This window comes from Streptomyces sp. URMC 129, assembly GCF_051386415.1.
Classification (GTDB): Bacteria; Actinomycetota; Actinomycetes; order Streptomycetales; family Streptomycetaceae; genus Streptomyces.
The window spans coordinates 1-10,795 of record NZ_JBPQTQ010000163.1; the positions used below are offsets into that span (position 1 = coordinate 1).

Here is a 10,795-nt window from a genome sequence, read left to right on the forward strand (position 1 = left end):
GGGCCGGGCGGTGCGGCAGGGTGGGGGCATGTTCACACGTCGGACCGCTCTGCTCTCCGGTCTCTTCCTCGCCGCGACCACCGCCACCACCCTCGGCGCCGCCGGCGCCGCTTCCGCCACGACCGCTTCCGCCCGGTTGCGGCTGCCCGCCCCCGGCGGGCCGCTGGCGGTCGGGACGGCGGCGTTCCGCTGTGTCGACGTCTCGCGCCGCGATCCGTGGCTCGCGTCCCGTGGCGACCGGGAGCTGATGATCGGGGTCCGGTACCCGGTGCTGCCGGTCCAGGCCGCCGCGTTCCCGGCGGCGCCGCAGATGCTGCCGGGGGAGGCCGCCGGGTTCGCCGCGCTCAACAACTTCTCGGACATCCCGGGCGACGCCGTGGACTGGGCGGCCACGCCGACGCACGCCCGGCAGGGCGCGCCCGTGTGCCGCGCCGGCGGCCCGTTCCCCGTCGTGCTGTACTCGCCCGGTGTCGCGGACCCGCGCTCGCTCGGGACGACGCTCTGCGACGACCTCGCCTCCCGTGGCCACGTCGTGGTGACCATCGACCACACCTACGACGCCACCGCCGTCGAGTTCCCGGACGGCCGGGTCGAACGCACCGTGCTGCCGCAGGAGTTCGGGGAGGCGTACCCGGACCCCGAGCGGGTGCGGGCGCTGCTGCGGAAGACCGTGGACGTCCGGGTGGCCGACACCCGGTTCGTGCTGGACGCCCTGCCCGGCGCGCTGCCGCCGGAGCTGCGCGACGCGCTGGACTTCGCGCGCGTCGGCATGTTCGGCCATTCGGCGGGCGGCTTCACCGCGCTGCAGACGATGCACGACGACCGCCGGCTCGTCGCGGGCGCCAACCTCGACGGCGTGCTGGCCGACGTGCAGGACCCGGCCGAGCCCGGCCAGCTGTCCCCGGTCGCCGCGAACGGTCTGGACCGGCCGTTCCTGCTGCTCGGCAAGGACGGCAACTCGCCCGCCACCGTGCCCTCCTGGGATGCCCTCGTGGCCAACAGCACCGGCCCGCACCGGGAGGTGACGCTGGCCGGGGCGGCACACGCCACCTTCACCGACGCCACGGCGCTCATCCCGCAGATCGCCCGCCACCTCGGCCTGCCGCGCGAGACCGTCGAGAAGAACATCGGCACGATCCCGCCCGGCCGCGCGATCTCCACCGTACGAGGGGAGCTGGCCGCCTTCTTCGACGCCCACCTGTAAGGGGCCGCCTCCGGGCGGACATTACCGGGCATGGAATCGGATGCACAGGCTGAGCGATTCGACCGGCTGTATCGGTCGACCTTCCGCCGGGTCATGGCGTACTGCCTGCGCCGAACCAGTGAGTCAGCCGCGCACGACGCGGTGGCCGAGGTGTACGCCGTCGCGTGGCGACGGCGGAAGCGGCTGCCCGGCGACGAGCACGACGCGGCGCTCTGGCTCCTGGGCGTCGCCCGCAACGTGCTCGCCAACCAGGCGCGCGGGCAACGGCGTTGGAGCCGTCTGCTGCTGCGGGTCGCGGAGCGGGCCGAGGTGGCGCCGCCCCCGCCCGGGGGGCCGGATCTGAGCGCCGCGCTGGCGGGGCTGTCCGAGGGGGACCGCGAGATCCTGCGGCTCGCCTACTGGGACGAACTGTCGCACCAGGACATCGCCGTGGTGCTGGGCATCTCGCCCGGCGCCGTCGCCACCCGTCTGCACCGCGCGCGTGAACGGCTGCGTCCGCGCCTTGGATTCGAGACGAAGGAAGCGCACCATGCCCCACGATGACCATGAACTCGACCGCCTGCTCCGCGCCGCCGACCCGGTACGGGCCGCCGACATCACCGTCCCCGCGCGGTTCACTCCCGCGCGGCGCCGGTACCGCCGTCCGCTGCTCGTGGTGCCCGCCGTGGCGCTGACCGTGGCCGGGGCGACGGCGGGGGCCTACGCCTGGGTCGCGGACGACGGGACGCCCGCGGACTCCGTCAACCTGACCTGCGCGATGGACGGTTACCAGGCGGGGGCCGACTTCGACGCCGCCGGAGGCGTGGACCCCGTGCAGGCGTGCCTGGACACGATCGCGGAGGCCGGGGCGTTCCCCGTGCCCACCGGACCGCTCACCGCCTGCGTGGCCCGGCAGGACGGCACGCTCTGGGTGTACCCGGGCGAGGAGGAGGTGTGTGAGGAGAACGACGCCGTCGTCTACACCGGGACGACGGACGAGCAGCGCCGGTTCGCGCTCTTCCGCGAAGAGCTGCTGCGCGCCGAGGACTTCGCCGGGGTGTGCCTGTCCCGGGACGAACTGGAGGAGCGGATCACCGGCTTGCTGGAGAAGCACGGACTCGGCGGCTGGACCGTCGAGGACGGCCCCACCGGCATCGGCTCCACCGTCTACTCCGGGGTGAACGTGGCCGACTGCGAGGAGTCCTACGGCGTGGGCTTCCGGGAGGCCGAGCGCGTCGTGACCATCTCCCTGCCCGGCCTCGACTGAAACACCGGGCGACGGCGGCCCCCGCACCGTGCCGTGCGGGGGCCGCCGTCACCCGGCGGGGCGCTACGCGTCGCCCGCCACCTTCAGCACGCGGAGCCGTTCCCCCGCGTACCAGGTGCCCAGCACGGTGGCGGCGGCGAGCAGGATCAGGGCGGTGGGCAGGGCGACGTCGGAGGTGATGTCGGCGCCGTCGGCCGCGACCCGCTCGGCCAGCGCCAGGGACCACTGCTGGATGCTGAGCGTGCGGGCGCCCGGCACCAGACTGCCGAACAGCGCCTCCCACACCAGCGCGTAGACCAGCCCGAAGACCACCGCGTTCCGCGACACCGTGCCCAGCAGCAGGAAGACCGCGCTGTAGGCGACGGAGGCGACGCCGGCCGCCACGGTGTAGGCGCTGCCGATCTGCTGGCTGTTGTCGTTGAGGATCATCCCGGCCAGCAGGATGGGCGTGGTGGTGAAGGCGAGGGTGACGCTGATCGCGACCAGCAGCTTGGTGGTGATGATGGTGCGGCGGCTGATCGGCTTGGACAGCAGGTAGACGATCGAGCCGTCGTCGATCTCGGGGGCGATCGCGCCCGTTCCGGCGATGACGCCGATCAGCGGCACCATGGAGGCGAGCGCGAAGCCGCCCAGGATCTCGGTGGCGGCCCGGTCGTCCGCGCCGCCGAGGGCCCGGATCACGACGGCGATCACGAGCAGGAGGGTGGGCAGGGCCAGCAGGACCAGCGCGCGGCGGCGGCCGAGCAGGGCCCGGTAGGTGAGCCTGGCGACCGTGGAGTTGTAGATCATCGGACGTCTCCTTACGTCTTCTGTCCTTACGCGCTGACCAGGTAGGAGAAGACGCTCTCCAGGGACTCGTCGGAGGGGGACACCGTCAGCAGCCGGATGCCGGACTCCCGTGCGAGGCGGGGAAGTCGGGTGGTGAACCGGGCGAAGTCCACGGCCTGCACGCGCAGCGCGCCCTCCGCCGCGTCGACCTCGACGCCGGTCGTGGACGGGTCGGCGATGAGCGCGGCGGCCAGCGCCCGGTCGTCGCTGGAGCGGACGAGGTAGCGGTGCGGCCGGTCGGTCATCAGGCGGCGGATCTTGCGGTAGTCGCCGGAGGCGGCGTGCCGGCCGGCGACGATCACCTCGATGTGGGTGGCGAGTTGCTCGACCTCCTCCAGGATGTGCGAGGAGAACAGCACCGTGCGGCCCTCGTCGCCCATCCGGCGCAGCAGCTCCATCAGGTGCATGCGCTGGCGCGGGTCCATGCCGTTGAACGGCTCGTCCAGCAGCAGCACGGACGGCTCGTGGACGAGGGCGGAGGCCATCTTCACGCGCTGCCGCATGCCCTTGCTGTAGGTCGAGACGCGGCGGTCGGCGGCGGCGGTCATCTCGACCGTCTCCAGCGCGGCGCGGGCGGCGGCGCGCGGGTCCTTCAGGCCGTGGAGTTCGGCGTTGGCGAGGACGAACTCGGCGCCCGTGAGGTAGTCGTACATGCCCTCGCGCTCGGGGACGAGGCCGATCTCGCGGTACACCTGCTCGTTGCGCCAGATCGGGCGGCCGTCCAGCGTGACGGTGCCGGAGGAGGGGGCCAGGAAGCCGCTCATCATGTGGATGAGGGTCGACTTCCCCGCGCCGTTGGGGCCGAGCAGGCCGGTGACGCCGGGGGCGATGTCCATCGACACGTCGTTGACGGCGACGACGTTCCCGAACCAGCGGGAGGCGGCGGAGATGTGGATGGTGGTCACAGGCCCGCCCTCCGGTAGCGACGTGTCAGCAGGTGGTAGCAGAGGCCGACGAGCGCGGTGATCACCAGCGGGTAGCCGGCGCCGACCGCGTCGGACGGCATGAAGTGGTCGGGGAACTCGCTGGTCCCGCCGAGGAACTTGGCCTGGAAGCCCTCCATCAGCGTGCCCGGCGAGAAGAGGCCGAGCCAGCCGATGGCCTCCGCGCTGCCCTGCTCGTTGGCGACGACCTGGACGGCCGAGACCGCGACGTAGGGAATGGTCAGCGTGGCGATGACGGCGGCGACGCCGAAGCCGCGGCGCGGGGTGAGCGAGGCGACGAGCAGCGCGATCGCGGCGTGCAGCACGGCGAAGACGGCGGCGGCGACCAGGCCGCGGGCGAAGCCGCTGGTCTGGTCGGCGAAGCCCAGCTCGCCCAGCAGGCCCCCGGCGTAGGCGATGACCAGCGGGACGGAGACGAAGAGGAAGAGCGCCAGGGACAGCGCGGCGAACTTCGCCACCACGTAGTCGTTCCGGCCGATGGGGCGCGAGAAGTACAGCGGGATCGTCTTGAACCGCAGGTCGAGGGAGACCATCTGTGGCGCGGCGAGGGCGAGATAGAGGCCGATGATGGGCTGCATGTACAGCGCGTAGCGCGTGTACTCGATGGGCAGCTCGTCCAGGCCCGTGGTGATCGCGACCGCGACCATCACGATCGCGGGCAGGGCCGTGATCGTGAAGAGGCCGAACGGCAGCACCTTGGCGCGGGCCGGGCGGCCGAGGCCATAGGCACCGCGCAGCGAGTGCACGACGAGGGAGCGGCGGGCGTAGCCGCGGCCGAGGCGTGCGCCGTCGTAGTGGCGGTAGCCGATGTCGTGGATGCGGGCGTCGCGGACGCCCGGGGTCTCCGTGCTCACTGGCGTGCCTCCTGCGGGGCCGTGTCCTGGAAGACCTCGGCGATGCGGTGGCGGCGCTGCTCCATGCGGATCAGGCCCAGGCCGAGGTCGGTGATGGCGTCGCGGACCGCGTCGTAGACCGTCTCGTCCCCGGCGGCGTCGACGTGGACCAGGTGCCGCCCGGTCCCGGCGGTGGCGGCCAGGCCACGCGCGCGGAGGGCGGCGAGCAGCGCCGCCGCGCCGTCCGGGTGGGTGTCGCTGTCGGTGACCTCGACCGCCAGGGACGCGGTGACCTCGGTGAACGCGGCGGTGGCCTGGGCACGCAGCAGCTTGCCGCCGTCGATGACGACGATGTGGTCGCTGGTGCGCTCCAGCTCCCCCAGCAGGTGCGAGGTGACCAGGACCGATATCCCGAAGTCGGACCAGACGCGGCGGATCAGGCCGAGCATCTCGTCGCGCCCGGCCGGGTCGAGGCCGTTCGTCGGCTCGTCCAGCAGCACCAGCTTCGGGTCGTGCACCAGCGCCTGGGCGAGCTTGACGCGCTGCTTCATGCCGGTCGAATAGCCGCCGATCGGCCGGTACCGCTCCTCGTACAGGCCGACGTGGCGCAGCGTGTCGGCGGTGCGCTCGCGGGCGGCGGCGGGCGGCAGCCCTGACATGCGGGCCATGTGCACGACGAACTCGGTGGCCGAGACGTCGGGCGGCAGGCAGTCGTGCTCCGGCATGTACCCGACCTGCTCACGGATGGCACCGCCCTCGCGCGCGGCGTCCCGGCCGAGCACGGTGGCCGTGCCCTCGGTCGCGGGGGCCAGGCCCAGCAGGATCTTGATCAGGGTCGACTTGCCCGCGCCGTTCGCGCCGACGAGGCCCGTCACCCCCGGGCCGATGTCCACGGTCAGCCGGTCCAGCGCGGTCACCCGTGGGTACCGCTTGGTCACGCTCTCGGTCTGAATCACGCTCACGCTCACCCCGGCGACGGTAGTCGGCGGGACCGGGCGAGGCGTCACTCTTTGGTCGCGAGGTGGGCGGCGTTCCCCTAAGGGCACGCTCGTACCGGAGTCGGGGGCAGGGGCCGGGGGCGTGGGGTCATGAGGCGCGGAGGAACGCGGTGGTGGTGACCTGGCCGATCCTGGTCAGCCGCGTGTCGCCGCGGGCCAGGTGTTCGTCCGTGGCCTCCTTCACGCCCGGCCACACCCGGTCGTCGTAGTCGTCCACGACCACGACCGCGCCCGGGGCCGCCAGCTCCTCCACCCACTCCAGGTCCGCCCGCACGCCCGGCGCCGAGTGGTCGCCGTCCACGACGATCACCCCGAACTTGCCGCCCGCCAGCGCCTGATGGATGCCGGGATCCGTGGAGTACCCGCGCAGCAGCCGCGTCCGGTCGGGCTGGACCCCGGCGTAGTGGAGGTTGGCGCGCACGATCTCCTCGCTGATGGGCGTGCCCGAGGCGTCGTGCGTGATCTCCATGCCCTCCTGCAACTGCACCGGCGCGATGGGGTCGACGATGGTGAGGTGGTACGGGATGCCCGCGCGCAGCATCTGCCGTGCCAGGCAGCCGGCGAAGAGGCCGTAGAGCGTGCCGATCTCCAGGACGTCGCCGTTCGGCGGCTTCAACAGCGGGGTGGCGGCGAGCTTGCCGAGGATGTTGGACGTGCCGCCCGCGATCCGGCCGACGCCCCGGTTCTCGACCTCGATCAGCGTCCGGTACGCCTGCACGGTGGCGCGGCGGGCGAAGCGCTCGCCGGTCACCGCGCCGACCTCGCGGGCGACGGCGCTGATCTGCGCCGGGGTGGGGTGCCGGTCGAAGCGGCGGCCGTCGCTGCCGAGCAACAGTTCGGTGGTGTGGTGGTGCCGGGCCAGTTCCCTGCGCAGCGTACGGTCGACGCGGCGCTCGATACGGCGATCGATACGGCGGGTGACCGGCCGGGCAACTCTGCTGAGGAGACTCATGCCCCGACGCTAGTCCCCACGGGGTGATCCTCGCCACACCCATAACACATCGCACCGGACATCCCGGCGTCTCTTAACCCGCCGTTCAACGCGCTGTTCGAACGCCGTGACTCAGCCGGCGAGCTGGGGAAGGCCCTCGGTCACGATGCGCTCGAAGACGTCCGGGTCCGCCGCGAAGACGGAGTCCGGGATCGGCCAGTGCAGCACCAGCTCGGTGAACCCCAGCTCCGCCACCGACCCCGCGTAGTCCACGAACGCGGCGACCGAGGCGAGCGGCGAGACGTCGCGCGGCGCCTGGCCCGAGTCGAGCAGGACGCGGCCCAGGCCCGCCGGCTCGCGTCCGGTCTCCTCGCACACGCCGTCCAGTTGCTCGGTCAGCCGCGCCAGCCCGCCGTGGAAGTCGGCGGCGGTCCCGTCGAACGTCGCCGGGTCGCCCGTGGTCACCCACGCCTGCCCGTGCCGCGCGGCCAGCCGCATCCCGCGCCGCCCGGTGGCGGCCACGGCGAACGGCAGCCGGGGGTGCTGCACACAGCCGGGGATGTTGCGCACCTCGTGCGCCGAGTAGAACTCGCCCTGGTAGGACACGCCTTTGGTGCCGACCCCGGAGGTGGTGCCGCTCTCGCTCAGCAGCCGGTCCAGCAGCCGCACGAACTCCCCGAAGCGGTCGGCCCGTTCGCGCGGCGGCCAGACCTCGTGGCCCAGCGCGGTGGCGTCGAAGCCGGTGCCGCCGGAGCCGATGCCCAGGGTGACCCGCCCGCCGGACACGTCGTCGAGGGTGATCAGCTCCTTGGCCAGGGTCACCGGGTGCCGGAAGTTGGGGGAGGTGACCAGCGTGCCGAGCCGGATCCGCTCGGTCGCGGCGGCGGCGGCCGTCAGCGTCGGGATCGCCCCGAACCACGTGCGGTCGCGGAAGCCGCGCCACGTCAGGTGGTCGTACGTGTAGGCCGCGTGGAAACCCAGCTCCTCGGCCTGCCGCCAGATTCTCCGGCCGTCCTCCGCCCAGCGGTGCACGGGAAGGATGACGGTGGACAGCCGCAGCGGCAGCGCGGGGGAAACAGCCATGGGCAGAAAGGGTAAGCCCATTCCCCGCGCCTGTGGACCGGTTCCGCCGAAGCGGCCGGGAAGCGACGGTGTGCTCCCGCACGGGTGCGCCCCCGCACTGGTGTACGCGCGGACCTATGCTGACTCCTCGTGGCCCCGATCCCCGCCCCCCGGCTCCCGCGCCTGATCGCGACCGACCTCGACGGCACGCTCCTGCGCTCCGGCGCGACGGTCTCGCCCCGCACGGTCGCCGCCCTGGCCGCGGCCGAGGCCGCGGGCATCCAGGTCATCTTCGTGACCGGCCGCCCGGCGCGCTGGATGGGCGTGGTCGCCGACCACGTGCACGGCCACGGCCTGGCCATCTGCGGCAACGGCGCGGCCGTGGTCGACCTGCACCGCGGCGGCGAGCTCATCGAGACCCGCCCGCTGCTGCGGGAGAACGCGCAGGTCATCGTGCACGCGCTGCGGCGCGTGGCGCCCGGTGTGAGCTTCGCCGTGGAGCGGACGGCCGGGTTCCACCACGAGCCGGGATACCCGCCGGCCGGTTTCGAGCCGGTCGCGGTCGTCGCGCCCGTGGAGAAGCTGCTGGAGCCGGGCCCCGGGCTGCGGGAGCTGCCGATCCTGAAGATCCTCGCCCACCACGACGACCTCGACCCCGACGAGTTCATGGCGCTGGGTCGTGAAGTGGCGGGCGAGCACGGGGAGTTCACGCGGTCGAGCCCGACCGCGCTGCTGGAGATCAGCGCCCCCGGCGTGACCAAGGCGCGCACGCTGGCCGCCCGTTGCCGCCGGTACGGAATCCGGCCGGACGAGGTGGTCGCGTTCGGGGACATGCCCAACGACCTGGAGATGCTCCAGTGGGCGGGCACCGCCTACGCCATGGCCAACGCCCACCCGGCGGTCCTCGCCGCGATCCCGCGCCGCACCAGGTCCAACGACGAGGACGGCGTGGCCGTCGTCATCGAGGAACTGCTGGCGGGCGGGGGCGGCCGGTGAGCGGCGTGCTTCAGCGGCGCGCGTCGCGGTGGCGCGTCGTCGTGTCGCGGGCCGGGCTGGAGAAGTGGGGGCTGGAAAAGCGCGGGCTGGAGAAGCCCGTCCGGCGGGCCGCGTGCTCGCCCCTCCCGCCGTGCTCGCCGTGCCGGCGCAGGAACGGGACGACGCCCCGGTCGTGCAGCGCGCGCCGCCACTCCTCGCGGGCGTGGGCCGTCTCGTCCGCCACGGGCGCGGCGGCGGCGCCGTTCCGGACGGCCGCCACCACCAGGCCGACCGCGGCGGCCACCGCGCCGGCGCCCGCCACGGCGGCGAACACCCAGCCCGCCTGCCGCATCGGCGCGGCGATCGTGGGCTCGGACCCGGCCACGCCCAGCGCGTAGCCGAGCAGCAGGAACACCGCGGCGGCGATCGCCGCCAGCACCGGCACCAGCACGAAGACCGCGGTCATGGCCCCGGTCCCGGCGCCGTTCGCGTCCTGGCGCGGGCCCGCGCGGGAGGCGGCGCGCAGCCGGGCGTACCGCTGGTACTCGGTGTCGGCGGCGGCGGTGATCTCCGGCAGGGAGTCCAGGGCCAGCGCGCGGAGCCGGTCGATCCCGGCGCGGTCGAGGCCCGACGTCAGGCGGGCGGTCAGCAGGGTCTCGTCGAGGACCCGCTCGACGTCCGCACGGTCCTCGGGGGGCAGGCCTTCCAAACCATCAGGGCTGTTCATAAGCGTCCCCAGTCCCCAGAGCCTTCATCAGGCAACCAGGTGATGAGCGGACCCCGATGGTAGAGCGCATCCGCGTTTTATGACAGGGAATTACCGGAATCCGTCCGCCTCGCACGGCCGTTCACGCGGGCAGCGGCAGCCGGGACACCAGCAGCTTCCCGGCCATGGTGACGCCGCCGTCCATGGCGATGGCGAGCGAGTCGGCGTACACGTGCGGCCCGTCCACGCGCGGCGCGGCCTCCGCGCCCGGACCGCCCGCCGCGTCGGCGTCCGCGCCGTTCTCACCGGTGAGGTACGGGATCGGGCTGTGGCCGTGCACGACGCGCGTGCCGCCGTAGGTGTCCAGCAGCTCGCGCACCGCCTGCGGCCCGGACTCCTCGTCGCGGAAGGCGAACCGCTTGGTGAACTTGCGGAACAGATCCCAGGTCACCGCGACGTCATGGCGCTGGAGAGCCTGCCAGATCGAGTCGTTGACGTCCTCGATCGTGCTGCCGTAGTCCAGGTACGCGGTGGTGTCGGAGTGCAGCAGCAGGTGCCCGTCGGCCAGGGCCATCGAGTCCAGCCGGGACATCCACTGGACGTGGTGGTCCTGGAGGCGCTCCATGTCACTGCGCTGCCCGCCGTTGAGCAGCCAGGCCGCCTGGAACGACGCGGTGCCGGCCGAGGAGTCCACCGGCGTGTCGCCGAAGCGGCTCGCGCCGATCAGCAGCAGCTCGTGATTGCCGAGCAGGGCCTTGCAGTACCCGCCGGCGGCGGCGGCCTCGGCGGACAGCCGCATCACCAGGTCGATCACGCCGACGCCGTCCGGGCCGCGGTCGGTGAAGTCCCCGAGGAACCACAGCCGCGTGGTGCCCGCCGCCCAGCCGTCGCTGTCGTCGGTGAGGCCCGCCGCGCGCAGGGCCGCGCGCAGCTCGTCCAGATAACCGTGCACGTCACCGACGACATAGAGCGGGCCGGTGCCCTCCTGCGGCGCGTCGGCCGCCGGGGCTCTCGATGGCGTCGATGAGGAGCTGGATCACGGTGGTGCCGATGCGGCCCGGTTTGAGG

General features: G+C 73.4%; 11 protein-coding genes and 1 pseudogene. 4 read left to right on the forward strand and 8 right to left on the reverse strand.

The window, feature by feature from the left end; translation table 11 throughout:
- The first annotated feature begins 28 nt into the window (after window positions 1–28).
- Genes ACSNOC_RS25120 through ACSNOC_RS25130 form a run of 3 tightly spaced genes read left to right on the forward strand, consistent with a single transcriptional unit; the run spans window position 29 to window position 2,450 of the window.
- The gene (locus ACSNOC_RS25120) at window positions 29–1,204 is read left to right on the forward strand and encodes an alpha/beta hydrolase family protein (protein WP_436749854.1); all 1,176 of its coding nucleotides are present in this window, start codon (window positions 29–31) and stop codon (window positions 1,202–1,204) included.
- 30 nt (window positions 1,205–1,234) lie between these two features.
- On the forward strand, window positions 1,235–1,747 hold the full coding sequence (locus ACSNOC_RS25125) for an RNA polymerase sigma factor (protein WP_436749855.1): 513 nt from the start codon (window positions 1,235–1,237) through the stop codon (window positions 1,745–1,747).
- Window positions 1,734–2,450, forward strand: a complete 717-nt coding sequence (locus ACSNOC_RS25130; protein ID WP_436749856.1) for a hypothetical protein — start codon at window positions 1,734–1,736, stop codon at window positions 2,448–2,450. The genes ACSNOC_RS25125 and ACSNOC_RS25130 overlap by 14 nt, the downstream gene beginning before the upstream one ends.
- A 63-nt stretch (window positions 2,451–2,513) precedes the next feature.
- Here ACSNOC_RS25130 and ACSNOC_RS25135 read toward each other — a convergent pair whose 3' ends face one another.
- The 6 genes from ACSNOC_RS25135 to ACSNOC_RS25160 all read right to left on the reverse strand — a co-directional run bounded on the left by ACSNOC_RS25135 (window position 2,514) and on the right by ACSNOC_RS25160 (window position 8,049).
- Window positions 2,514–3,236 (reverse strand): ABC transporter permease, encoded by a 723-nt coding sequence (locus ACSNOC_RS25135; protein ID WP_436749863.1) that lies wholly within the window; start codon window positions 3,234–3,236, stop codon window positions 2,514–2,516.
- Window positions 3,237–3,265: 29 nt separating this feature from the next.
- The gene (locus ACSNOC_RS25140; RefSeq protein ID WP_436749857.1) at window positions 3,266–4,183 is read right to left on the reverse strand and encodes an ABC transporter ATP-binding protein; all 918 of its coding nucleotides are present in this window, start codon (window positions 4,181–4,183) and stop codon (window positions 3,266–3,268) included.
- Complete coding sequence (locus ACSNOC_RS25145) at window positions 4,180–5,076, reverse strand: ABC transporter permease (protein WP_436749858.1); 897 nt, start codon at window positions 5,074–5,076, stop codon at window positions 4,180–4,182. The genes ACSNOC_RS25140 and ACSNOC_RS25145 overlap by 4 nt, the downstream gene beginning before the upstream one ends.
- Window positions 5,073–6,017 (reverse strand): ABC transporter ATP-binding protein, encoded by a 945-nt coding sequence (locus ACSNOC_RS25150; RefSeq protein ID WP_436749859.1) that lies wholly within the window; start codon window positions 6,015–6,017, stop codon window positions 5,073–5,075. The genes ACSNOC_RS25145 and ACSNOC_RS25150 overlap by 4 nt, the downstream gene beginning before the upstream one ends.
- Before the next feature lie 124 nt (window positions 6,018–6,141).
- Window positions 6,142–7,005 carry a class I SAM-dependent methyltransferase gene (locus tag ACSNOC_RS25155; RefSeq protein WP_436749860.1) on the reverse strand — a complete coding sequence of 288 codons (864 nt, stop codon included), beginning with the start codon at window positions 7,003–7,005 and terminating at the stop codon, window positions 6,142–6,144.
- Between the two features lie 111 nt (window positions 7,006–7,116).
- Window positions 7,117–8,049: an LLM class flavin-dependent oxidoreductase gene (locus tag ACSNOC_RS25160; protein ID WP_436749864.1), complete on the reverse strand. Its 933-nt coding sequence runs from the start codon at window positions 8,047–8,049 to the stop codon at window positions 7,117–7,119.
- Between the two features lie 147 nt (window positions 8,050–8,196).
- On the opposite strand from ACSNOC_RS25160, the gene ACSNOC_RS25165 reads away from it, so the two are divergent.
- The gene (locus ACSNOC_RS25165; RefSeq protein ID WP_436749861.1) at window positions 8,197–9,042 is read left to right on the forward strand and encodes a Cof-type HAD-IIB family hydrolase; all 846 of its coding nucleotides are present in this window, start codon (window positions 8,197–8,199) and stop codon (window positions 9,040–9,042) included.
- A gap of 10 nt (window positions 9,043–9,052) precedes the next feature.
- Here ACSNOC_RS25165 and ACSNOC_RS25170 read toward each other — a convergent pair whose 3' ends face one another.
- Together ACSNOC_RS25170 and ACSNOC_RS25175 are read right to left on the reverse strand one after the other, a co-directional pair.
- Window positions 9,053–9,730 carry a hypothetical protein gene (locus tag ACSNOC_RS25170; protein ID WP_436749862.1) on the reverse strand — a complete coding sequence of 226 codons (678 nt, stop codon included), beginning with the start codon at window positions 9,728–9,730 and terminating at the stop codon, window positions 9,053–9,055.
- Window positions 9,731–9,869: 139 nt separating this feature from the next.
- Window positions 9,870–10,718 (reverse strand): annotated as a pseudogene (locus ACSNOC_RS25175) (metallophosphoesterase); the annotation flags it as partial.
- Window positions 10,719–10,795: the final 77 nt, after the last annotated feature.

Bases quoted from the DNA above. Each gene is read 5' to 3' on its own strand.
- ACSNOC_RS25120 (WP_436749854.1), top strand. From the start codon at position 29: ATGTTCACACGTCGGACCGCTCTGCTCTCCGGTCTCTTCCTCGCCGCG.
- ACSNOC_RS25125 (WP_436749855.1), top strand. From the start codon at position 1,235: ATGGAATCGGATGCACAGGCTGAGCGATTCGACCGGCTGTATCGGTCG.
- ACSNOC_RS25130 (WP_436749856.1), top strand. From the start codon at position 1,734: ATGCCCCACGATGACCATGAACTCGACCGCCTGCTCCGCGCCGCCGAC.
- ACSNOC_RS25155 (WP_436749860.1), bottom strand. From the start codon at position 7,005: ATGAGTCTCCTCAGCAGAGTTGCCCGGCCGGTCACCCGCCGTATCGAT.